Origin of the sequence: Neptunomonas qingdaonensis, assembly GCF_900113275.1 — a bacterium.
GTDB classification, from domain to species: Bacteria; Pseudomonadota; Gammaproteobacteria; order Pseudomonadales; family Balneatricaceae; genus Neptunomonas; species Neptunomonas qingdaonensis.
The window spans coordinates 76609-100140 of sequence record NZ_FOOU01000003.1 but is presented as its reverse complement, the minus strand read 5'-3'; the positions used below and the strand labels follow the sequence as shown (position 1 = coordinate 100140).

The 23532-nt window shown below is 47.6% G+C and carries 20 protein-coding genes and 2 pseudogenes; 8 read left to right on the top strand and 14 right to left on the bottom strand.

Annotated elements, in window-relative coordinates:
• Positions 1-8 precede the first annotated feature (8 nt).
• Together BM099_RS05455 and BM099_RS05450 are read left to right on the top strand one after the other, a co-directional pair.
• Positions 9-1415, top strand: coding sequence for a LutB/LldF family L-lactate oxidation iron-sulfur protein (locus BM099_RS05455; protein ID WP_090725516.1), 1407 nt, complete (start codon positions 9-11; stop codon positions 1413-1415).
• Between the two features lie 13 nt (positions 1416-1428).
• Positions 1429-2094 (top strand): LutC/YkgG family protein, encoded by a 666-nt coding sequence (locus BM099_RS05450; RefSeq protein ID WP_090725513.1) that lies wholly within the window; start codon positions 1429-1431, stop codon positions 2092-2094.
• A gap of 55 nt (positions 2095-2149) precedes the next feature.
• Here the strand turns inward: BM099_RS05450 and BM099_RS05445 are convergent, their stop codons facing one another.
• The gene (locus tag BM099_RS05445; RefSeq protein WP_090725511.1) at positions 2150-2287 is read right to left on the bottom strand and encodes an entericidin A/B family lipoprotein; all 138 of its coding nucleotides are present in this window, start codon (positions 2285-2287) and stop codon (positions 2150-2152) included.
• A 37-nt stretch (positions 2288-2324) separates the two neighbouring features.
• Entirely contained in the window at positions 2325-2561 is a 237-nt protein-coding gene (locus BM099_RS05440) for a DUF2789 domain-containing protein (protein WP_090725508.1), read from the bottom strand.
• A gap of 364 nt (positions 2562-2925) precedes the next feature.
• Here BM099_RS05440 and BM099_RS20780 point away from each other — a divergent pair.
• Positions 2926-3144: pseudogene (locus BM099_RS20780) on the top strand (IMPACT family protein); the annotation flags it as partial.
• Positions 3145-3153: 9 nt separating this feature from the next.
• Positions 3154-3390, top strand: coding sequence for a DUF1949 domain-containing protein (locus tag BM099_RS20775; RefSeq protein WP_280522133.1), 237 nt, complete (start codon positions 3154-3156; stop codon positions 3388-3390).
• Positions 3391-3458: 68 nt separating this feature from the next.
• Here the strand turns inward: BM099_RS20775 and BM099_RS05430 are convergent, their stop codons facing one another.
• Positions 3459-4922, bottom strand: coding sequence for a mechanosensitive ion channel family protein (locus tag BM099_RS05430; protein ID WP_090725502.1), 1464 nt, complete (start codon positions 4920-4922; stop codon positions 3459-3461).
• Between the two features lie 172 nt (positions 4923-5094).
• Here BM099_RS05430 and BM099_RS05425 point away from each other — a divergent pair, with 172 nt between their 5' ends.
• The gene (locus BM099_RS05425) at positions 5095-5316 is read left to right on the top strand and encodes a penicillin-binding protein (protein ID WP_090725499.1); all 222 of its coding nucleotides are present in this window, start codon (positions 5095-5097) and stop codon (positions 5314-5316) included.
• Between the two features lie 50 nt (positions 5317-5366).
• Here BM099_RS05425 and BM099_RS05420 read toward each other — a convergent pair whose 3' ends face one another.
• From BM099_RS05420 to BM099_RS05410, 3 genes are all read right to left on the bottom strand, one after another.
• Positions 5367-6017 (bottom strand): peroxiredoxin-like family protein, encoded by a 651-nt coding sequence (locus tag BM099_RS05420; protein WP_090725496.1) that lies wholly within the window; start codon positions 6015-6017, stop codon positions 5367-5369.
• Positions 6018-6147: 130 nt separating this feature from the next.
• Entirely contained in the window at positions 6148-6459 is a 312-nt protein-coding gene (locus BM099_RS05415) for a cupin domain-containing protein (protein ID WP_090725493.1), read from the bottom strand.
• Between the two features lie 101 nt (positions 6460-6560).
• The gene (locus tag BM099_RS05410; RefSeq protein WP_090725490.1) at positions 6561-8756 is read right to left on the bottom strand and encodes an acyl-CoA dehydrogenase; all 2196 of its coding nucleotides are present in this window, start codon (positions 8754-8756) and stop codon (positions 6561-6563) included.
• Positions 8757-9153: 397 nt separating this feature from the next.
• On the opposite strand from BM099_RS05410, the gene BM099_RS05405 reads away from it, so the two are divergent.
• Complete coding sequence (locus BM099_RS05405; protein ID WP_090725487.1) at positions 9154-9588, top strand: hypothetical protein; 435 nt, start codon at positions 9154-9156, stop codon at positions 9586-9588.
• A gap of 218 nt (positions 9589-9806) precedes the next feature.
• Here the strand turns inward: BM099_RS05405 and BM099_RS05400 are convergent.
• The 7 genes and pseudogenes from BM099_RS05400 to BM099_RS05370 all read right to left on the bottom strand — a co-directional run bounded on the left by BM099_RS05400 (position 9807) and on the right by BM099_RS05370 (position 18910).
• Positions 9807-10210: pseudogene (locus BM099_RS05400) on the bottom strand (GFA family protein).
• A 277-nt stretch (positions 10211-10487) separates the two neighbouring features.
• A complete protein-coding gene (locus tag BM099_RS05395; protein WP_090725484.1) occupies positions 10488-11741 on the bottom strand; it encodes an ammonium transporter in 1254 nt (417 codons plus the stop codon).
• A gap of 137 nt (positions 11742-11878) precedes the next feature.
• Complete coding sequence (locus tag BM099_RS20895) at positions 11879-12088, bottom strand: P-II family nitrogen regulator (protein WP_415860131.1); 210 nt, start codon at positions 12086-12088, stop codon at positions 11879-11881.
• 693 nt (positions 12089-12781) lie between these two features.
• Complete coding sequence (gcvP, locus tag BM099_RS05385; RefSeq protein ID WP_090725482.1) at positions 12782-15670, bottom strand: aminomethyl-transferring glycine dehydrogenase; 2889 nt, start codon at positions 15668-15670, stop codon at positions 12782-12784.
• 7 nt (positions 15671-15677) lie between these two features.
• Complete coding sequence (gene gcvH / locus BM099_RS05380) at positions 15678-16070, bottom strand: glycine cleavage system protein GcvH (protein ID WP_090725479.1); 393 nt, start codon at positions 16068-16070, stop codon at positions 15678-15680.
• A gap of 112 nt (positions 16071-16182) precedes the next feature.
• Entirely contained in the window at positions 16183-17484 is a 1302-nt protein-coding gene (locus BM099_RS05375) for a serine hydroxymethyltransferase (RefSeq protein WP_090726147.1), read from the bottom strand.
• 40 nt (positions 17485-17524) lie between these two features.
• Complete coding sequence (locus tag BM099_RS05370) at positions 17525-18910, bottom strand: L-serine ammonia-lyase (protein ID WP_090725476.1); 1386 nt, start codon at positions 18908-18910, stop codon at positions 17525-17527.
• 419 nt (positions 18911-19329) lie between these two features.
• On the opposite strand from BM099_RS05370, the gene gcvT reads away from it, so the two are divergent.
• Both gcvT and BM099_RS05360 read left to right on the top strand, forming a co-directional pair.
• Positions 19330-20460 carry a glycine cleavage system aminomethyltransferase GcvT gene (gcvT, locus tag BM099_RS05365; RefSeq protein ID WP_090725473.1) on the top strand — a complete coding sequence of 377 codons (1131 nt, stop codon included), beginning with the start codon at positions 19330-19332 and terminating at the stop codon, positions 20458-20460.
• Between the two features lie 155 nt (positions 20461-20615).
• Entirely contained in the window at positions 20616-21194 is a 579-nt protein-coding gene (locus BM099_RS05360; protein WP_177201095.1) for a sarcosine oxidase subunit gamma family protein, read from the top strand.
• Here the strand turns inward: BM099_RS05360 and BM099_RS05355 are convergent.
• Complete coding sequence (locus tag BM099_RS05355) at positions 21187-23532, bottom strand: DNA polymerase II (RefSeq protein ID WP_090725467.1); 2346 nt, start codon at positions 23530-23532, stop codon at positions 21187-21189. The genes BM099_RS05360 and BM099_RS05355 overlap by 8 nt on opposite strands.

The window sequence follows — 23532 nt, the reverse complement described above, 5'->3', positions numbered from 1 at the left end:
AGACAGACATGGAAATTCATAGCCCTGAGTTTAAAGAAAAATCGCGTATCGCACTGCATGATGTCAACTTACAGAAAGCCCTTAGCAACCTCAAAGCAGGCTTTCCGGTTAAACGCTCTACTGCAGTTGCCCGCATGCCTGAGTTTGAGCAACTGCGTGATGAAGCAACCGCGCTAAAAAACCACATTCTGGAAAATCTGGATATCTATCTGGAGCAGTTCGAAGCGAATGTCATCAAAAATGGCGGGCATGTGCATTGGTGTCGCACCCCGGATGACGCCTGCAAAAAAATTCTGGAGATCTGTAAAGACGTCGATTCAAAAACCGTCACCAAAGGTAAGTCGATGGTCTCGGAAGAGATCAACCTAAACGATTATCTGCAAAAGAACGGCGTAGAACCGATAGAAACCGACTTAGGTGAGTACATCCTGCAATTACGTGGCGACCACCCCAGCCATATTATTGCACCGGCGATTCACTTAAATCTGGAAGATGTCTCAGAAATCTTCCACGAAAAACATAAGCGCCCAAAATCCAGCGATCCTGCCGTGTTGATGCAGGAAGCCCGCGAAATGCTTCGCGAGAAGTTTGCCGGTGCGGATGTCGGTATTACCGGCGCAAACTTTCTGGTTGCGGAAACAGGCTCCACCATTATTGTCACCAACGAAGGTAATGGTGACCTGACACAAACCCTGCCAAAAACGCATATTGTTGTCACCTCTATCGAGAAAGTCGTTCCGACCCTCGAAGACATGACACTTTTCCTGCGCCTGCTGGCTCGTTCAGCCACAGGGCAGGAATTTACCGTGTACAACACTTTATCGACAGGTCCACGTAGAACAGGAGATCAGGATGGACCCGAGAACTTCCACGTGGTCCTCGTCGATAACGGCCGAAGCGAAATGGTCGGGACTGAGTTTCAGGAGATGTTACGCTGTATTCGTTGCTCAGCCTGCATGAACCATTGCCCTGTGTATGGCGCTGTCGGTGGCCATAGCTATGGCTGGGTGTACCCCGGGCCTATGGGATCAGTCTTAACACCACAGATGATTGGTATCGAACAAGCAGGACTACTGCCAAACGCCTCAACATTCTGCGGAAAATGCGAGTCTGTCTGCCCCGTGCGGATTCCGCTTCCCAAATTGATGCGCCACTGGCGGGAAGATGAATTTTCCAAGCACTTAAGCCCTAAAGCAGTTCGCTGGGGCATCGGTGGCTGGGCATTTTTCGCCAAGCGCCCTGGGCTATATCGCCTGCTCTCCACCAGCTCCAATCTATTTTTACGTGTAATGGCAGGTAAAAAAGGACGCATTAAGAAAATACCGATGGCAGGCGGCTGGACAGATTGGCGGGATATGCCCGCACCGAGCGGCAAAACCTTTATGTCGCAATACAAATCACGCAAACAGAGCTAACGGAGGAATTGTTATGAGTAAAGCAGAGATCCTTGGCAATATCCGCCACGGCCTGAAACGCGGTGAAGCCAGCCAAGAGCAAAAACAGGCCGTGATCAATCGCATCAACGCACATACGCGAAATCTTGTGCCGCAACGCGCCCAGCTACCGCACGAAGAACAGGTCGCACTGTTCATTGCCATGGCAACCGAAGCCGCCGCTGAAGTTTATCAGCTGGAGAGCATTAATGAAGTGCCGCAGATCTGCGCCAACTGGCTGAAAGAACATAATATCAGCTCCTTGGTCACCGCCAGTGATGCATCCATTCTGGCGTTAGATTGGAATTCAGTGAGTGATCTTAGCTGCGAACAACGGGTTGCACAGGTAGGAGATGCCGCCAGCCTAACCAGCAGTTTTGCCGGTATCGCTGAAACTGGTACATTGATGCTGCATTCGGGCAAAGATAGCCCGACAACGCTGAACTTCTTGCCGGATAATCATTTTGTTATCTTGAAAAGATCCGATATCGTCGGCCCTTACGAAGATGCCTGGCAGAGGCTACGCGATAAAACCCAGGGCGATCTGCCACGTACCGTTAATATGATTACCGGACCTTCTCGCAGCGCGGATATTGAACAGAAATTACAGATGGGGGCACACGGGCCAAAAGATCTGATCATTTTGCTGATTAATGACTAAACCGGGTCACAGACAATAAAAAAGGGTACCAATGGCACCCTTTTAATATTCAGTTCTATTGATGCTTTTTAGCCGCCTTCTCAATCGCCTCACCACCTTTTTCAATGTCTTTGCCTAAACCTTCGACAGTGCTGCAGCCTGAGATTCCTACGCTTAACGCAAACGTCATCAGAACGATATATAATTTTTTCATAGACACCCCTAAATAATGCTAACCGATGATTCGCTTATTATTTCTTGTCTCGCAGTAATGTATCAAGCTCATCAACCATTTCGGACCAATCCGCATCATTAGCACGACTTTCACGAATGAACTGGGATTGCGCCTCATTCCAGAACGCAGCATCCTCAAGAGCAACGCCATCATCCAGTGAGTGTTGTTTCACAAACGCATCGATATCTTTGCTTTCTGCAGACAACCCCAGCTGTAAAAAAAGATTGGTGAGATTATGCTTAACTGTATCCATGTGCTCCTCCTTTCAGAACAAACTGATTCTGTTACAGTAAAATGTAACTGCGCCTAAATCAAATCAAATATGCGAAATGAGACCCTGGCGACTAATATAAATCACTTCAAGGCCCGTATCATCCGTTCAGAAAATATCAGGGACTCTGCTATCATTATCCCCTTTACAACTAATACAGACGGTACGCATCATTGCCCGGATCCTTGGCCGACACCTTAGCCGATTCCTTTTATCGGAAACCGATCGCGACAACTGAAACGCTCTATGAAATTAAAAAGAGCCGTTTTTATGTATCGATAACACCACTTTCTACTGTTGCAGCGGCACGTGCTTGTATCCAGCAGGCTAAAAACACCACCCCTCAGCCAATCACCACTGCAGTGCTTTTATAACAGGATCGCCCTTGGCCGAAGAAGGCTTTGGCTACAGTGATGACGGAGAGCCCTCTGGCACTGCAGGCAAGCCGATGTTTAATGTACTGCAAGGAAACAACGTGGGTGAAGCCTGTGTCATCGTCACACGCTTTTTTGGAGGCATAAAATTGGGTACCGGCGGCTTAGTACGCGCCTACTCAACCAGTGTAAAAGAAGCGATTGCACAGGCCCAATTTGAAGAAGTCCACCCACGCTGTCAGATAAAAATCGAATACCCCTACACACTATCCGCCATTGTGGATTCGGTCCTGCATAACAGCAAAGTTACGCTGATCGACAGCCAATACAGCGACACAGTTATGCTACACATCAGCTTGCCCGCAAATGAAACCAATGCATTACTGTCGGCTTTACAAGAACGCAGCAGCGGACAAGTAAACGTGACAAAATTATAGAGAGCTAATGCGCTTTGCCTCCTTCACGTTTTCATTATCCCCTCGAAAAGGTATCTGTTAATCAAAGATCAGAGAATATTCCTGCCTTGTTCAGGCTCACGCGCGGCAGCCGCCTGCTGGCGTATTTCGTCGGTATCACTGCTTAAGTCCTCGTGCTCACTGATTTCAAGATCAGCTTCGATCTGCGCCCGATCAGATACAACGCCTGGTACAATTCCTGACGGATTAACCGAAGCGCCAGCCGCTTCAGAATGACGAGTAGCCGTCAATTCAGTAGTGGCTGCCGCTTTCTCATGCATCACAACAGGCACACCTTTTGGAAAAATAATCTCTCGTGAATCATCCGGCATACTAATGCCATTGCGCTCCAGTTCACGCATAATCAAACGCATCATGGTAGACCCTACCTTAGCGCCACTGTGCTTACGCTGATCAACCCAATAATAGATTCGCAGATTAATGGTGGCCGAACCTAACGATTCCACCATGACTTGCGGCTCAGGATCTGTCATCACAGCTTCATGTTGCGAGAGCAACTGCATTGCCAGTGCTTGTGATTGACGAATACTGGCATCATAACCAATACCCAAAACAAAACTCCCCCGCGAGAATGGGTTAGCCGTCCAGTTTTTAATCACGTTGGTATAAATAGTCGCATTCGGAATTTGAATATGGTTGCCATCGAAATCGATTAAGGTGGTGGCACGCGCCGTCATTTTTTGCACAACGCCTTTATGGTTACTGACCTCGATCACATCGCCCATCCGAAAAGGACGCTGCACACTCAATAACAAACTAGCGATAAAGTTTTCCGCAATATCTTTAAATGCAAAACCAACCACCAGCCCAATAACACCCGTACCACTAATAATAGCCACGGCAACCTGTGTTAAACCGGCAATATTCAGGAAAAAATAAAAGCCAAACAACATGATAAACAGCATGATGGCACGGCTTAATACTACCTGCACCAACTGGCTTTTATTTTCGCCACTAAAAGGCTTCATTAAAATACTGGTCAGCGGTCGCGCCAGCATAAAGCAGATGATCAGCACCACTAAACCAATCACTACCATGGGAAACACTTTCAACGCAGAATACCAAAGCCGAATCAGCTCGCCGCGTAGCGGAGCCAAATCCAAGACACTCTTTTTAACCATCGAGATATTGTTAATAACAGCGACGACACCTTCGGTATTTTTAGCAATATCCGTTGCCCATCCGACAAAGTGCTCATCAAGGGCCTGCCCGCCAAGAAACACCAGCCCCTGTCGCGACTCAACCGTTAAATCTGTGTATTTCTCAGCTGTTGTCAAAATCCCCTGAATTCTGGACTGTATTTGTGCATCCTTGATGGGCTTATCGACACCAATCACCCGCTCGGTATTCTCGAACGTAGCGGGCTGGCTAACTGCCTCACTGTTCAACCCCTCAGTTTTAGCGGTATCAGCGCTCACTAACAGCGGCCCACCACATAACAAGAAAAACACCAGAAACAGACGACCGAATGATCGCAGCAGAGAATTACTCATTAAACATCCTTTTTATCCATCGCATGATTGGCAGAGTACTATAAAAAAAGCTTATACACTCTTTTCTGTGTCATGTTGACACCTTAATAATTGACGGTCATTGTCTTTCACTCAAGTGTCTGGTTACATTTAGCTAACACATTAATTTCAACATCAAAAAACGGAGATCACTATGACCGATAAAATAAACGATGATGCTTTGCTGGCACTGAAGATCGCTTTTACCTATATGCCTAAAGCCATTGAAGTGACTAAATATGAGTACGGTGATCGCTATGAAGCGGTACTGGAGCACATTGAAAAAGTAAGGGAAACTTTACTGATCAACGATGTTGATCCTGATGAGGTGTATGGCGAGATCGATCCTCACAATACGCCTAACTCATCCTACTAGGCGCACAAAATGCGATTCACTATGTTGCGCCGGTTGATCAAACAGTATCCTTAGGACAACTTCTGCAATGCCTCGATAATATCGTTCGGCTCTGAGCGTGTCCGATAATCAACGTCCACATAGCGCCAGGTGACGACCCCGTCACGCCCTATTACAAATGTGGCGGGAATCGGTAACACACTGCCGTTGCCGTTATTGATGGCGCCAAGGTCAAGCTGACGATCCACCCTCATGTGCTCCACAAGATACTCGGGCACTTTCCAGGCAACGCCGTATAGTGATGCGACTTTTGCATCTTGGTCAGACAAGACAACAAAATCCATTTCACTAATTTCATTTTTTTTCATTGAGCCATCAGGCACTTGTGGACTGATGGCTACCAATTCGGCACCCAGCGCATGAATTTCGCCTAAGCGTGCTTGCAAAGCTCTGAGCTGTAAGTTGCAGTACGGACACCAACTACCGCGATAAAATGTGACAACCAGGGGGCCTTTTGCTAGTAAATCAACCAGCGATGTTAATTTACCTTGTTGATTCGGTAGTACAAAATCAGGTACTTTCTCACCAGGCCCGATAGCATAGGCACCTTGTTGAAAGGCTTTAGCCTGAACAATAATGTCGTCGACGGCTTCCATAAACGCAGGGTTAGCCTGTCGTGACTCTTCAATCTTAGCGATGGTTTGTTCTTTTAAACTTTTCATGCTTTTCCTCTAACGTACTCACGGTGACACCCATATTTAATCAAGCTCGGGTAGCCTATGTGAAAACCTGAATAATCAACAGATACTCAGGCTTTGATCAGTTTCATTGCCCTTGTTTGGATGAACACGCTCAATAGAAAATGGCTAACCAAACCGTAATTTCATCAGATGATGTTTCTATCACCCGGTGCTTTTCATGGGCTTTGATATTTAAGTAATCACCTTGTTTAAGAGTGACCTTAACACCATTTTTATACTCAATGACACCGTAACCAGATAAAACAATCACCCATTCATTTTCACGCTGATCGTACCAGCCAGCGTTGGGAGATGTTTGTCCCTTTGATACGATCCGCTCAACTCTTAGCTTTTCTGTATTGATAATATCTTCGAATATTTCATCGGGTAATTCTGATGGAATATTGCTGAATATATTTGCCAATAGCTCAATCCTTTAAATTACATAACGCAATAAATAAGTGATGAGTAGCATGGGGCTTAGTCTGCCCGCAATCAAGCTGACAAGCCACGCTGCTGTTTCAACTACTTCAGGTCGGCATCAAAATCATCCACTGCGATAGCCAGCGCCACAGCTTGCTCGGCCTCCTTCAGGAGTTGAGCTTCGGCTTCTGTGATCAACTTTTCTGACAGTGCCTGCTCTATCGTTTGTTTGCCACTCAATTTTTCGCGCAGTTTTTCTGTGTTAATAACAGCGATGAAGGCCTGCTCGATACGATCAACGCCATCCCCGGGGTTGCCGGTGAATACTGCATCGGTCAATCGGCGGCGGGTTGGCGAATCCGACAGTAACAGCTCCGCGCATTGACGGGTCAGCTCATCCGCAGGTGGCGTATGACCGGCACCAAAAGGCATTACCAGCATACGCATCAACCAGCCCAACGGCCGGATCGGAAAATTAGCCGTGACTTCAGCCAGACGTTGTCTGATGGTATTGATACCCGTATGCATGCACCAGTCTAACAAAGGACGGCTCTCTTCAGGACAACCTTCATCGTTGAAACGCTTTAAGACACAGCTGAGCAAATATAACTCGCCCAACACATCACCGAGTCGCGCCGAAATCAGCTCTTTGCGTTTTAATGCGCCACCCAGTGAAACCAATGCGATTTCTGTCACCAGAGTCAACACTGCCGAATAGCGACTCAAGCTTCGATAATGGCCAGCAAGGTTTCCCACATTGGAGGGTGCACTGGCGAACCGGCCAGATGTCCAGGTATGCAGCACCGCCCTACCTAAGGTCGCACACTGAAAACGCAGATGTTTAAACAAGAGTTTATCAAACTGTTTCACGGCTTCCGCTTCATCGGCCTGTTCAGCGACTTGCATTTCTTGTAACAAATACGGGTGGCAGCGGATAGCTCCCTGACCGAAAATAATCAGGTTACGCGTTAAAATATTAGCCCCCTCCACCGTAATCGCGACAGGAATAGAACGATAAATATTTCCCAAATAATTAGCCGGCCCATCGCATACGGTTTTACCACCGTGTACATCCATCGCGTCATTCATAGTGTTACGCAGTCGATAGGTGGCCTGGGATTTCAATATGGCCGAAATAACCACTGGCACCTTACCTGTCTGCAACACACCCATCGTGGTTTTGCGTGCAGCATCCAGCACATATGCCGTCGCCGCGATTTGCGCGAGGCACTGCTGTACCCCTTCGAACTTACCCACTGGAATGCCAAACTGTTCACGAATCCGGGCATAGGCACCGGTGGTTCGCGCGGCCAATATCGCGCCACCCACGCTGAGCGACGGTAATGAAATACTGCGCCCGGCAGCCAACGCAGTCATTAACATTTTCCAGCCCTGACCGATGCCGTCCTGGCCACCAATCACCTGATCCATGGGGATGAAGACGTCGTGACCCCAATTGGGCCCATTCTGAAAAACCTGCATGGCAGGATAGTGGCGCCTGCCGATATCAATGCCCTCAAGATCAGTCGGCACTAACGCAGCGGTAATGCCCCACTCTTCCCTGTCACTGATCAGATGATCCGGATCGTAGAGTTTAAACGCCAAGCCCAACAAGGTCGCCACAGGCCCCAGTGTAATGTAACGTTTGTGCCAGTTTAGTTTGATTCCTAATACACGCTCGCCGTTGTGCTCTTGATAACACACGTCACCACGATCAACCATTGCCGCCGCATCGGAGCCTGCTTCGGGACTGGTCAGCCCAAAACAGGGAATTTCACGACCATCGGCCAGGCGTGGCAAGTAGTGATCTTTTTGCGCTTGCGTACCAAACTCCATTAACAGCTCGCCGGGGCCGAGAGAATTGGGAACCATCACTGTCACCGCTACCGCAATACTGCGGGTGGAAATCCGCACCACGACTTCAGAATGTGCGTAAGCAGAGAATTCCAGGCCACCGTACTGTTTGGGAATAATCATCCCAAAAAAGCGCTTCTCTTTTAAAAATTGCCAGATAGCTTCGGGAATACGCCGCTGTTCGGCCGAGATGGCCCAGTCGTCAATCATGCTACATAGCTCTGCGACGGGACCATCCAAAAAGGCCTGCTCCTCGGCGGAAAAGACCGGCTCGTCTAATGCCAGAAACGACGACCAGTCGGGCTTGCCGGACAGGAGTTCGGCATCCCACCAAACATCACCCGCCTCCAGCGCCTCGCGCTCGGTATCTGATATGGGTGGCAGTACCTTTTTAAGCCGCCGTAAGAGGGGTGCACTGATATAACGTTGACGCCAGCTATTCATAGTCATGACCTTTGCTGAACTATTATTCAAACCTTATCATTACTGCACTATCAGGGGAATACAGGAGAATAGTGTAAATCCCGACAGAGGTATGGAGCGTGAATCCAGGACAAATTCATCGTGCAGCCGACAACGCCAGAAAAACAAAAACCAGCGTATCCACGGACCCTAGAGCTGATTCTGCCACTTCAGTTACTCAGGATTACTCTACCACGTCTGTTAGATTTGTGTGACGGCTCCGGCCGGTCGAGTTGCTAAAGCCCGCGATAGGAGTAAAATTTTCAGTGGGTATCAGGATTTAAAATCATGGATAAATAGCCTTACTAAACCCGCCAAGACTATTTTCCTGAAACCACCCGCAAGAAAAACTCAACACAAAAAGGAGTAATGTATCAGCATGAAATTTCAGGTTAAAAACGGCAGTGTCGAATGCATACGTACTTATTCCAATAACAAGCAATCCGTCATCGTCCGTTTTGACGAGAATCTTAAAATTGCCGCCCCGCACGTCATAAGCAAGTTATCCCAGGATGAGTTACTAAGCCTCGACGAATGGCTCGCAGAGCGAGAGCTTATCAAGGATGCGCCAACCGGGGATAACCTTTTATGCTTACTCCCTAGCCTGATGGATAAAGCCATCACCGCTTTAGATCATACCGACAATATTGATCAAGAAGCTTACTCTTTGCTACTGGCTGCGAGCGAAAAACTTCACGAGAAATTACTCAGCGTTGAAGATGTGGTTGTAAAAAAATCGAGCAAGCTTACTGCCATTAATCGCACTGAAGCCAATAAAGAACGAATCAAGCAGGTTAAAAAAGATCTTTTATAAACACTACCCATAATTAAGACTGGGCAAGCGAGTACTACGCAATCCTAGCCTTAACTGAGAACACGGGGTAATCCTGCTTTTTAGTGAGGTTGAATCCATCACTATTAATTTTTGAGGGGATTACCAGAACACTTCGATCCTTGTGATAGTTATATTAGCAACAACTGTGATCTGACCCCATTTTCAAAAGTGCGGTTTTTGATGGTCTTGTTACATGCTTATTCGGGAAAGCCATCATATTTTTTCGACTTTATTCCAGCCTCATACCAAGATGCATGTTCGCCCCAAAATATATTATCTTGAGGTGTAATATCTGGTGCCGAATCTAAAACACCGGCCGGTATAATAAGAGACTTATCTGAATCAGAAATATAAGGTACAGGGGACCCACAGTTGACACAAAACGCGTTGGAAATCGATCTGCCAGGCACATCATATCTTTTAATGAAATCTTTTCCGGTTATCCATTCAATATTGTCAGCCGCTGTGAACAAGTTGGAAACATGAGCTGACCCAGTAGTTTTTGGCATTGTGAACAATGACATAAATGAAACTGCGAAAACTCATTTTCACATTTGAACTGGACATCTCCACAAAGGCAGCTGCCAAATATTATTCCCATTAGTTCTCCTCCACGTATTACGTATTTGACATGTAACGCCTCAAGGGCATTAATCGCAACTAGTTCTTTAGACGCTTCTCAGCCGTCTCTCAAATTGGGTGTGGCCAACAATTACGTGCCATCAACCACCTCTTAGAGAAACTGATGATCAACAGAACAATGTAGCTATATTAGCAACAACTGTGATCTGACCCCATTATCCCATAAAGCAAAAAAGCCCCTGTGTTTAATTACGACAGTGGGCTTTTTAAAGGGGGGAGCTCACTCCCATAATAGATTACTTACCTGAGGTGAATTCCGGGTAGGCTTCCATACCACACTCGTACACATCCATACCTTCCATCTCTTCCTCTTCGCTGGCTCGCAGACCCATCGTCGCTTTGATAATCAGCAATACGATGTACGACGCGATAAACATCCAGGCAAAGGTTACCGCTGTACCGATCAGTTGCCCCATAAAGGTTGCATCAGGGTTTGAGATCAGCACCGCAAAGATACCCCAAATACCGGCGGCACCGTGTACCGAGATCGCACCGACAGGGTCATCCAGCTTCAGCTTGTCCAACGCCAGTACTGAGAGCACTACAACCAAACCACCTACGCCACCAATGAGAGAAGCCGTTCCGGCATCCGGTGCCAATGGCTCAGCAGTGATTGCCACTAAGCCTGCGAGTGCTCCGTTGATCGTCATTGTCAGGTCGGTTTTGCCAAATAAAGTGCGTGCAAAGAGAGCAGCAACAACCATACCCGCCGCTGCAGCCGCATTGGTATTTACAAAGATTTTAGCGACGGCGTTAGCTTCCTCAACATTAGCAATTTTCAGCTCAGAACCACCATTAAAGCCGAACCAGCCCATCCACAGGATAAACATACCCAGCGTTGCCATGGGTAGGTTGGCACCCGGAATTGCACGTACCTGACCGTTAGGGCCATACTTTCCTTTACGCGGCCCCACCAAAATCACTGCTGCCAGTGCGGCGGCAGCTCCTGCCATGTGTACCACAACCGATCCTGCAAAATCCTGAAAACCGAGTTCATCAAGGAAACCACCGCCCCACTTCCAGTAACCCTCTACCGGATAGATAACAGAGACCATCACAACAGCGAAGATCAGAAATGGCCACAGCCGCATCCGCTCAGCAACAGCACCCGACACAATTGACATCGTCGCGGCAGCAAACACGGCCTGGAAGATAAAGTCGGCCATGTTTGAGTAATACGGGGCATCATCGCCACCAGCAGTCACCGACTCAATGGTATTATCCGCGCCCAGCAGGAAATCTAATCCGGGAATGACCGAGCTAACAGGGTTAGCCGGATACATAATGTTGTAACCTACCAACAGATAAGCAACACACGCAATACCGTAAAGAAGCGCGTTCTTATTAAGTATCTCTACCGTATTTTTACTGCGTACCAGCCCGGCTTCGAGCATAGCGAAGCCTGCGGCCATCCACATAACCAACACGGTACACATTAAAAAGTAGAATGTGTCGAGCGCGTATGAAAGTTCAATTGTCAGATTACTCATCTATATCTTCTATAATGCAAAAACGCCGGAATCACCGGTGCGAATTCTGAAAACCTGCTTAATCTCTGTAATAAACAACTTACCATCGCCAACATGCTCGATTTTGACGATCCCGGAAATCGCATCAATAACCTGGTCTACCAGCTATCATCAGCCGCAATTTCCAACTTTATCTTGGGTACAAAATTGATACGGTACTCTGTGCCTCGATAGAGTTCGGTGTGACCCTGTTGGCGTTCAAACCCTTTAACCTCAGTCATGGTAAGACCGTTCACGCCAATAGAGTGCAAAGCCCCTCTGACCTCTTCCAAAATATGTGGCCTGATAATGACGGCTATTAAATTCATTTGATCTCCGATCCATGTGATTTGAATATTATATTCCTATTGGGAATAAGTAATATTCGTGCCAACATTTTTTTATTGTTTTAATTCAGTACCTTAAATTAAAAAAACGCATAAATTCTAATCAAAATGCACAATATCAGAGCATTACTCACGCCTGCACCCGACTGATGCACACTAAAGCTGGGGCATAGCGCCCAATACATCGAACCCGGTCTATAAAAAAACAACAACAGCGAAAAATATGTCGCTGATTGCGAAGGGAGTGGAAGATACTCCAGCCTGAGTGTTTGATTTAGGCCAGTAAAAAATTTTATGGCGGGCGGTACTGTTGAGAGTGCCGACTGATCCTTCAAATTCACGCCGGAGCGCTCTAGCCGGATTGGTCTTTAAAGTAGGAGGTTTGTACTTATTAAAAAAGGAGATAAATAATAGCTAGAGTGGGCTTGGTCTTACAAATGACACGGACGACGAGTTAATGCAGGTAGCAACCTTAGCTTGTGCTGAAGGCGAAACTATTCATACGTGACAGTTAATCAGTGACAGCCTCATTTGGGACGTGTCAAAGAAAACAAAAAAAGGCGAACCATTGCTGGTTCGCCTTTTATACATTTTATGACTAATGAGTCACAAACTTAATTACGCTCACAAACTTCATTAAACCAGTCACAAACTATATTGTGAGCTGACAAATGCTTATGCTTCGTCCTGATAAGACTCAATGGGCGGGCATGAGCAGATAAAGTTACGATCGCCATAGACATTATCCACACGGTTTACAGCAGGCCAGAACTTGTTCTGACGTGTTGCAAACGTTGGGAATACAGCCTCTTCGCGAGAGTATGCACGGCCCCATTCAGCCGCGGTAATATCAGCCATGGTATGCGGTGCGTTGTGCAGTGGGTTGTCTTCTAAAGACCACTCGCCGCTCTGTACTTTTGCCACTTCCTGACGAATCATCACCATCGCTTCGATGAAGCGGTCCAGCTCCATTTTAGATTCTGATTCCGTCGGTTCGATCATCAAGGTACCCGCTACCGGGAATGACATGGTCGGCGCATGGAAACCATAATCCATCAGACGCTTGGCAATATCTTCTTCGGTAATACCCGACGCTTCTTTCAGTGGGCGGATATCAACGATGCACTCATGCGCAACTTTATCGTTTCGACCACGGAAAAGAATCGGGTAATGCTCACCCAGCTTTACTGCCAGATAGTTAGCACCCAGAATCGCATTTTGTGTAGACGCTTTCAGCCCGGATTTACCCAGCATGCGGTTATACATATAGCTGATAGGCAAGATCGCCCCCGAACCATAAGGTGCCCCAGAAACCGCACCGACGTTTGATTCAGAGCCTTGAACCGGTGTTATTTTGTGGTTTGGTAAGAAAGGTGCCAAGTGGCTTTTCACACCAATAGGTCCCATACCAGGGCCACCACCGCCATGTGGAATGGCAAAGGTTTTATGCAGGTTAAGATGAGATACATCTGAACCAATCAGGCCAGGTTTAGAAATACCTACCTGCGCGTTCATGTTGGCACCATCCATATACACCTGGCCGCCAAACTTATGAATTAATGAACAGATCTCAACGATATCTTCTTCATATATACCGTGAGTTGATGGGTAGGTAATCATCAGGGCAGACAGGTTTTCTGCATGCAGCTCTGCTTTTTCAGCCAGATCCGCTACATCAACGTTACCTTTTTCATCACACTTAGTGACGACGATTTTCATATCCATCATGGCAGCAGACGCAGGGTTAGTCCCGTGCGCAGACGATGGGATCAGGCACACATTACGATGCCCTTCACCAATAGATTCCTGGTACTTACGGATCGCCAGCAAACCAGCATATTCACCGGACGCACCTGAGTTAGGCTGCAATGAAACTTTGTCATAGCCGGTAATTTCTACTAACTGCTCTTCAAGCTCCTGCAACATCGCATGGTAACCTTGCACCTGGTCATCGGGTGCAAACGGATGGATGTTGGCAAATTCAGGCCAGGTCACCGGCAGCATTTCAGCTGTCGCGTTTAGCTTCATGGTACAAGAACCCAGCGGGATCATACCGTGAACCAAGGAGTAATCTTTGTTTTCCAGTTTTTTCAGGTAACGCAGCATATCGGTTTCTGAGTGATAGCTGTTAAATACCGGATGAGACAGGATCGCATCTTCACGACGTTGTGCATCACTAATACCCGTCGCGCCAGCGGCGACACGTGCATCAATCGCAGCGACGTCTAAACCATGCTCATTACCCAGGAAGATAGTAAACAATTCAGCCACATCAGCAGCCGTCGTTGTTTCATCCAGGCTAACGCCGAGTTTATCTGCACCGATACGGCGCAAGTTACAGCCTTTATCCAGTGCCGCTTGATAAATAGCCGCCTGCTTATCAGCAACATTCAGCGTTAATGTATCAAAGTAACTATCGTTACCTTGTACGCCTTTGTCTTTTAAGCCGGTTGCTAAAATAGCGGATAAACGATGAATACGTTCAGCAATCGTTTTCAAGCCATTAGGACCGTGATAAACCGCATAGAAGCTCGCCATATTGGCCAGCAGTGCCTGAGCTGTGCAGATGTTTGACGTCGCTTTGTCACGACGAATGTGCTGTTCGCGTGTTTGCATCGCCATACGTAATGCTGGATTACCGCGGGCATCAACCGATACACCGATAATACGGCCGGGGACAGAACGCTTGAGTTTATCGCTAGACGCAAAGAAGGCCGCATGCGGACCACCAAAGCCCATCGGTACACCGAAGCGCTGGGTAGAACCTAATACAACATCAGCACCCAGTTCGCCTGGTGATTTCAGCAAGACTAACGCCATCGGATCAGCGGCAACAGCCACCATCGCTTGTTGAGATTTTGCTTTTTCGATCAGTGATTTGATATCAGTAACATCACCAAAAGTGCCAGGATACTGTAGCTGAACACCAAATACATCGTGCTCTGCCAATTCAGAATGAGGCGCAACCACCACATCAAACCCGAAATACTCAGCACGTGTTTTAATCACGTCAATCGTTTGTGGATGAACATCGTCAGCCACAAAATAGGTATTACTTTTCTTACGGTTAGAACGCTTACACAGCGTCATTGCTTCTGCAGCAGCGGTAGCTTCATCCAGCATGGAGGCATTCGCCAGATCCATACCGGTTAAATCCATCACAACCTGCTGGAAGTTCAGCAATGACTCTAAACGCCCCTGAGCAATCTCTGGCTGGTAAGGCGTATAAGCCGTGTACCAACCTGGATTTTCCAACACATTACGCAAAATCACATTCGGAACCAGGGTATTGTGGTAGCCCATGCCGATGTAAGACTTGTTAACTTTATTCTGTACCGCCAAAGACTTCAGGTAGGCCAGAGCTTGTGCTTCTGTTTCCGAATCAGCCATATCCAGCGCATCATCCAGACGAATTGATCCAGGCACTGTTTGCTGAATCAGTTCATCAAGAGAAGATACACCCAGGCTTTCCAGCATCGCTTGCTGATCTTCACCGTGAAGACCGATATGACGACGTGTAAAGTCATGCTGCTGTTCGAGTTCACTCAGAGTACGTTTTTCCACGTGCGTCTTACCCCTCTTCGCCTACATTAGCTTCGTATGTTGCAGCATCCAGCATATCGTCTAGTTCAGATGCATCAGACAGCTTAATTTTAGCGATCCAGCCATCTTCAAAAGCGGATTCATTGATAGTTTCTGGTGAGTCTTCAAGTGCTTCGTTTACAGCAACGACTTCACCGGTGACAGGCGAGTAGATATCAGATGCTGCTTTTACTGACTCAACCAAAGAGAACTCTTCGCCCTTATTAACAGCGCGGCCAACTTCTGGTACTTCAACAAACACCACATCACCTAGTAACTCTTGAGCATGGTCTGTAATACCAACAGTAACGGTACCGTCACCATTATCCAGAACCCATTCGTGTGAAGCGGTATATTTCAAGTTTGCTGGAACACTACTCATGATGATATTTCCTATCTTAATAATCAGAACTAGGTGAGATGCGGATACAACTCATCTGTGTATTAAATGATTTATATTTTATCTGCTAATGATGCTACTACCAATAGCACATCTAACGATATAACGGGAAACGTTGGCACAACTCAGTCACCTGAGCACACACCGCCGCTTCTACTTCTGGATTACCATCCGGGTTAGCCACCAGGCCATCCAGTACATCATTGATCAGGTTACCGATCAGACGAAACTCCTCAACACCAAAGCCTCGGGTCGTGCCTGCGGGTGTTCCCAGACGAATACCCGAGGTTACCATCGGCTTTTCAGAATCAAATGGAATACCATTTTTATTACAGGTAATACCGGCGCGCTCCAGCGCCACTTCAACCTGATTACCTTTCAACCCTTTAGGGCGCAGGTCAACCAGCATCAGGTGCGTATCTGTACCATCAGTCACCACCGCACAACCACGCTCGATCATGACGTCTGCCAACACTTTTGCATTGGCTACAACACGGTCAATATACGCGCTAAACTCTGGCTGTAACGCCTCACCAAAAGCAACCGCTTTAGCAGCGATCACATGCATCAACGGGCCGCCTTGCAGACCTGGGAATACGGCAGAGTTAATCTTCTTGCCCAATTCCAGATCATTCGACAACACCATACCACCACGTGGACCACGCAAGGTTTTATGCGTTGTCGTCGTGACCACATGCGCATGCGGCAATGGGCTAGGATGGGCACCTGTTGCCACCAATCCGGCAATGTGTGCCATGTCTACCATCAGGTAGGCACCCACTTTATCGGCTATTTCACGGAAACGCGCAAAGTCGATTTCACGCGGAATTGCTGAGCCTCCTGCGATAATCAGCTTTGGCTGACACTCAACTGCCAATTTTTCAACTGCATCATAATCGATTCGCAATGTATTTTCAGCAACGCCGTACTGTACCGCATTAAACCATTTACCCGACTGAGCCGGGCGCGCACCATGGGTTAAATGACCACCCGCATCTAAAGACATACCCAGAATCGTATCACCCGGCTGTAACAGTGCCATAAATACGGCACCATTCGCCTGAGCACCGGAGTGCGGCTGTACGTTGACATATTCGCAGCCAAATAACTGCTTAGCACGGTCTATCGCCAGCGCTTCCGCTTTATCAACAAACTCACAACCACCGTAGTAACGGCGGCCAGGGTAACCCTCTGCGTATTTGTTAGTCAGCACGGTACCCTGCGCTTGCATAACCGCTTTAGAGACGATGTTTTCAGACGCAATTAATTCTATTTGATTATCCTGGCGATGAAACTCTTCCTCAATAGCGGCAGTGATAGCGCTATCGCTTTCTGTCAGATCGCGGGTAAAAAAAGTAGCATGTTCAGTATCGCTGTACAGATCAGTAAGGCTCATATTTTTATTCTCGTTTGAAAGTTTTTTTGAAGTGTTAGCATCAACATGCCACAACATTGACGGCTAATCCGCCTGTTGAGGTTTCTTTGTACTTATCTTGCATATCAACGCCCGTTTGGCGCATCGTTTCGATGACGCTGTCCAGAGAAACATGGTGCTCCCCACTGCCACGCAGTGCTAAACGTGATGCATTAACCGCTTTAATAGCACCCATGGTATTACGCTCTATACACGGCACTTGAACTAATCCACCAATCGGATCACAGGTCAGGCCAAGATTATGTTCCATACCAATTTCAGCGGCGTTTTCAACTTGCTGGTTAGTTCCGCCCATCACCGCACACAGAGCTGCGGCGGCCATAGAGCAAGCAACGCCGATCTCACCCTGACAACCGACTTCTGCCGCCGAAATTGACGCGTTTTTCTTATAGATCATGCCAATGGCTGCTGCCGTCGCTAAAAACGTTTTAATGCCGGCTTGATTACTACCCGGCACAAAACGCACGTAATAGGCGAGTACGGCGGGTATCACACCTGCCGCACCGTTCGTCGGGGCGGTCACTACACGACCACCCGCCGCATTTTCTTCGTTAACCGCCATGGCATAGAGGTTGATCCAGTCGAGCACGGTTAATTGGTCTTTCAGGCTGGTCTCAGGATTGTTAACCAACTCCTGACGCATCGCGTGAGCGCGGCGTTTAATTTTCAACCCGCCGGGTAATACGCCGGTTTGCTGACATCCCCGGTTAATACAATCATTCATCACTTGCCACAAGCCGAGCAAACCATCATGGGTCTCTTGCTCACTGTGCCATGCCGCTTCGTTCTGAATCACGACATCAGCAATACTGATGCGGTTATCTTCTGCGTATTTCACCAGCTCTGCGCCGTTCTCAAACGGATATTTAAGTTCGACGGTCTCTACTGCATTACCCTTCCCATGCTCATTCGTTTCTGCATCACTGAGTACAAAGCCGCCACCCACGGAGTAGAAAATGCCTTCATGCAGAATAATGCCGGCGTCATCAAATGCCTGAAAACGCATCCCGTTAGGATGCTTGGGCAACGAAACACCAAAATTAAAAGGGATATGCTCTTCTTTAACGAAAGGGATTAACTTTTGACCTGCCAGTCTCAACAAGCCCGTCTGCTTAATCAGCTCGATATACTCAGAGACTCTATCAGGATCTATCAAATCGGGCTTTTCACCCATCAACCCCAGCATGACAGCCACATCGGTCGCATGTCCCTGGCCCGTCATCGCTAATGATCCATACAAGCCCACCTTGACGGCGCTAACTTGCTCAAGCTGGCCACGCTCTATCAAACCACTGAGAAATCGATTAGCCGCAACCATGGGGCCTACGGTATGCGAAGAAGATGGACCGATACCGACTTTAAACAGATCAAAAATACTCAACGCCATCGTGCTGTCTCCACATTTTTTATCGTTATACAAACAACTATATAAACGCCAAGGGGGTCTGAAATACTAATTTCAGATTAGATTATCAATTTTGTTTCCTTAAATCAAAATTAATTTCCTATAGGAAACTTAAGTTTTTTCACTGATACAACATCTATATGATTTCTCTCAGTTTTTAGCGTTTATCCCGACAAATAGACAAATCATAGTCGCAATCAAACACGCCGGTTTCACATTTGAGTGTTGCATGCATGATCTCGATAAGATAAATTTGTTTCCTATTGGAAACCCATTTCTTGTAAATCAGATGTATTTCCAAATACCAACGAAACTCACTAATCGACTATAAAAATAAATTGTGAAGTAACCGCTACCGCACAATTCAATATTGCTTACTACAAGATTTCTGGAGAAATAAAATGGCTGAGATTCAATCAGGTGATCTACATAAAACAGCGCTGTTTGACCTACATGTTGAACTCGGCGCAAAAATGGTGCCATTTGCCGGCTTCGAAATGCCCGTTCAATACCCGTTAGGCGTTAAAAAAGAACATATCCACACGCGCACTCAGGCAGGCTTGTTTGATGTTTCTCACATGGGTCAGGTAAAACTGACCGGCGCAAATGCAGCTGCCGCCCTGGAAACACTGGTACCCGTTGATATTATCGATTTACCGGTAGGCAAACAGCGCTACGCTCTGTTCACCAATGCCGAAGGTGGCATCATGGACGATCTGATGGTCGCTAACTACGGTGACTGGATCTATGTTGTGGTTAACGCTGCCTGTAAAGAGCAGGATATTGCCCACATGCGTGCCAATCTGGGCGAAGGCGTACAAATTGAAGTACTCGATGATCGTGAGCTGATCGCCATTCAAGGCCCGACAGCCGCCGCCGCATTAGCACGCATCCAACCTGAAGTAGCCAGCATGGTATTCATGGATTCTCGCCAAATGAGCATCGACGGTGTCGATTGCATCATCTCTCGCTCGGGCTACACAGGTGAAGATGGTTACGAAATTTCAATTCCTACCGCTGATACTGAACGCTTAGTTCGCTTATTCCTGGCTCAGCCAGAAATTGAAGCGATTGGCTTAGGTGCGCGTGACTCACTGCGCCTTGAGTCAGGCCTTTGCTTATACGGCCACGATCTGGATAACACCACAACACCACTGGAAGGCAGTCTGATTTGGGCTATCTCTGCATGCCGTCGTGCAGGCGGTGAGCGTGCCGGCGGATTCCCTGGTGCAGATAAAATCCTTGATCAGATCAGCAATAAAAACTGGACACGTAAGCGCGTTGGTTTATTAGGCGCAGGCCGTGCTCCCATCCGTGAAGGTGCTGAGTTATTTGATGCAGAAGATAACAAAATCGGTATCGTCACCAGTGGCACCTATGGCCCGACTATCGAAGCTCCGGTGGCGATGGGTTATGTAGCAACCGCATTCAGCGCACTCGATACTCAGGTCTTTGCTGAAGTCCGCGGTAAAAAGCTACCGATGACGGTTGCACGCATGCCGTTTATAGAACAACGCTATTTCCGCGGATAAGTTCAGATAACACCGAGCCTGCTCGTATGCTCTTATAACATGAGACCAGCTCACCCAAGATCCGGTCGCGACAGCCATTGTCGCGGCTTTTTCTATGCCAAATCATTAAACAAAATTCACTGCCCTAACGGCCCCCGAGTGTTGCGGAGAGCATGATGCGTGAAAGCCAACAAAGACTGTCGATTAATCCTCTGGTACATATCACCATAGGCACTCACGTTAATCAGGAAAACCGGTTACAAAGCATCGTCGTTCATGAGCGATCTTTTATCGGAAATCTGCAGTTGGATTCTGATCCTGACGACTTAGCTTTACTCATTGCTGTCGGCGAAATGCTGGGCGTCAAGCAACCACTGAGTGCTTGCAGGATCAGCTGTCTTGGTCCGCTAGCCATCTTATGGCTTGACCATAGTCGCTGGTTGGTTCTGCGCTCGCCTGGCGAACAAGCGACGCTATCGGAACTGCTGATACAGACCTGGGGTAATGATTTGACACTTACTGAGAACGAAGGACAACTAAGCGCCCGCTTAAACACAGCGGCACTAAGCTATCTTCTTAACTCCGGAAACACTCAGGATTTTCATCTCAACAGCGACCTCTACCGCGCACAAAGTCTCGAATGCTTGCAACACAATCCGATTCAGATCCTGTCAGTAGAAACGCCTGATAACTATGAAGTTCTGGTACGTAAAAGCTGTGCTGATACACTGCTGAACTGGCTAAACGTCAACTAAACAGATCGCGCTGCGTGGCAATCAGGCTCTGGAGAGATTCTTCTTTAAAACATAGAATCGAATCAATAACAGGTTCTAACTGCTTTTCGACATAGTGCTCATAGTCAATCGGCGAGCGTACCTGCTCAATAGGTTCGGGACCATTGACGGTCATGATGTAGCTCACGTGCTGGCCTGGTTGATAAGGACTCTGAAGCTGCTGCTGTTGCCAGAATTTTTCTGCTTTTATGGCCGCCTGTACATGCGGTGGCTTCATCCGCAAATAATCAGCCAACGGTTGGCGCAAACGACGCCGGTAGACCAACTGATCATCTAGCTTTCCCTGGCGTAAATCTGCCACCAGTTGCTTCAAAAAATCATGATAGGGTTGATCCCTGAACACCGCTTCATACAATTGTTGCTGAATGTTCCGGGCTAACGGTGTCCAGTCAGAACGCACATTCTCCAGCCCTTTGAATACCAGCTTCGCCTCTTTGTCCGGGCGCTGCTGCAAACCGGCATAACGTTTTTTACTGCCCTTTTCAGAATGCCTCATACGCGGCATCAGAAAACGGGAATAATGTGTTTCATACTCCAGCTCAAGATAATTTTCAGTATTAAAGCGTTCTTCCACCTGTGCCGACCACCAGCTATTCAGATAGTCTGCCAGCGCCTTTCCTTGAAGATCCGCATCGCTGCATTCATCACCCAGCAGAACAAACACCGAATCTGTATCACCATAGATCACCCGATAGCCAAAGGTGCGTTCGATCTCATCGCGGGTTTGTTGCAATATCTGATGCCCTCGCAGGGTAATAGAGCCTGCCAAACGTGGATCAAAAAAACGACAGACATTCGAGCCAAGCACACCATAAAAAGCATTCATGATAATTTTAATCGCTTGTGACAGTGGCTTATTGCTGTTGCGCTTGGCCTGATCGCGCGCGACCCACAACTCTTCAATAATGGTCGGTAAGATCGCCTTACTTTTACTGAAAATAGCTCCACTAAAGCCGGGAATCAGATCCTCTTCGCGGGCAGCTGCCTTCAACCCTTCAGCCAGTCCGGCCGGATCTATTTTAAACGTGCGGATAATACTCGGATACAGGCTCTTAAAATCCAACACCAGTACATGCTGATAAAGGCCCGGTTGAGAATCCATCACATAGCCACCCGGTGCGCCAATCCCCCGGTCGCCAGACGCAAACTCTGGTGCTACATAACCGCTTCGATGCAGGCGTGGCAGGTATTGAAAATCAAATGCGGCGGCAGACCCTCCCACTTTATCAAGCGACAATCCCGTTAAACGCGTTCGCTCAATCAGATATTCCATCAAACGCGTTTCATCAAAAATATCCTGAACCAGCTTACAGTCTTCGAGGTTGTAGCGCGCCAGCGCAGGCTTATCTTCACGATAAAGACGTTGGATTTCTGCACCACGGTCATTCGCCTGATGTATCAACTTGCCGCGCTTAAAAAGCGATTGTGAGACATATTCCAGTGAGTAGCTTTCAAAGTGAAAAGTCGCACCTTTTAGCGTATCGATACCATCGATAACCAGCCGCCCTTCCAGGCGCACATACCATTTGCCCAATTCAGATTGCACTACCCGAAGCGACTGATCATCCCGTCCTAAACGCAGCGGAACCTTAAGTTTATCGGCGCGCTCAGCTAAAACCCTGAAATCAAAACCGACAACATTCCAGCCAATAAATATATCAGGATCATAACGGCAAACCTGGCGAACAAATGCCTGTAACAGCGTTCTTTCATCCGGATAGAAGCGCAGAGTTTCACTATCCACACCTTCGCCACGCATCAGCACCAGCGCTATATCTGCGCCATATAAACCAATTGAATGGATTCGGTCCGCCTGCATGGTCGTTTCAATATCAACGGAGAGAATTTTCAGCGTCACCGGAAATTCGCAGGGGGCAAAGCGCGACCTGACAACGCCATCTGACAGCGCCGATTGAGTGACTTCGACACCGCCAAAAATAAACCGCTCCATGAGAAAGCGATCCACCGGGCGAATATCTTCTTCCATCATGGGAATAGCCGCTGCTGAGAGCAGCGCAATGACATCACGTTGTAATTTCAGGGAACGACAATAAAGAGCATGCACACCTTGCTGCTCCAAATCACGTAATTGGACTTTTTCAAGACGCCATCCAGTGAGACCTTTGAGGCGGTCACGTGTGCAATCCAGTTGAGCGTCATGCACAAAAAAAACGGACTCTTGCCCGGTCACAGATACCAGTGAGATGTCCTGTTGGTTTTTGATCCAGTATCTGAGCTCGATACCGTCGGGTTGGTCTTGCTGATGGCGTGTTAATACAAAACCGCGTATCTGAGTCAT

Coding starts and splice junctions, on each gene's coding strand:
- BM099_RS05375 (WP_090726147.1), bottom strand. CDS start 17,484: ATGAGCCTTACTGATCTGTACAGCGATACTGAACATGCTACTTTTTTT.
- BM099_RS05370 (WP_090725476.1), bottom strand. CDS start 18,910: ATGGCGTTGAGTATTTTTGATCTGTTTAAAGTCGGTATCGGTCCATCT.
- BM099_RS05440 (WP_090725508.1), bottom strand. CDS start 2,561: ATGGATACAGTTAAGCATAATCTCACCAATCTTTTTTTACAGCTGGGG.
- BM099_RS05405 (WP_090725487.1), top strand. CDS start 9,154: ATGAAATTTCAGGTTAAAAACGGCAGTGTCGAATGCATACGTACTTAT.
- gcvH (WP_090725479.1), bottom strand. CDS start 16,070: ATGAGTAGTGTTCCAGCAAACTTGAAATATACCGCTTCACACGAATGG.
- BM099_RS05420 (WP_090725496.1), bottom strand. CDS start 6,017: ATGAAAAGTTTAAAAGAACAAACCATCGCTAAGATTGAAGAGTCACGA.
- BM099_RS05410 (WP_090725490.1), bottom strand. CDS start 8,756: ATGAATAGCTGGCGTCAACGTTATATCAGTGCACCCCTCTTACGGCGG.
- BM099_RS05360 (WP_177201095.1), top strand. CDS start 20,616: ATGCGTGAAAGCCAACAAAGACTGTCGATTAATCCTCTGGTACATATC.
- BM099_RS05455 (WP_090725516.1), top strand. CDS start 9: ATGGAAATTCATAGCCCTGAGTTTAAAGAAAAATCGCGTATCGCACTG.
- BM099_RS05395 (WP_090725484.1), bottom strand. CDS start 11,741: ATGAGTAATCTGACAATTGAACTTTCATACGCGCTCGACACATTCTAC.
- BM099_RS05355 (WP_090725467.1), bottom strand. CDS start 23,532: ATGACTCAGATACGCGGTTTTGTATTAACACGCCATCAGCAAGACCAA.
- BM099_RS05450 (WP_090725513.1), top strand. CDS start 1,429: ATGAGTAAAGCAGAGATCCTTGGCAATATCCGCCACGGCCTGAAACGC.
- BM099_RS05425 (WP_090725499.1), top strand. CDS start 5,095: ATGACCGATAAAATAAACGATGATGCTTTGCTGGCACTGAAGATCGCT.
- BM099_RS05445 (WP_090725511.1), bottom strand. CDS start 2,287: ATGAAAAAATTATATATCGTTCTGATGACGTTTGCGTTAAGCGTAGGA.
- gcvT (WP_090725473.1), top strand. CDS start 19,330: ATGGCTGAGATTCAATCAGGTGATCTACATAAAACAGCGCTGTTTGAC.
- BM099_RS05430 (WP_090725502.1), bottom strand. CDS start 4,922: ATGAGTAATTCTCTGCTGCGATCATTCGGTCGTCTGTTTCTGGTGTTT.
- BM099_RS20895 (WP_415860131.1), bottom strand. CDS start 12,088: ATGAATTTAATAGCCGTCATTATCAGGCCACATATTTTGGAAGAGGTC.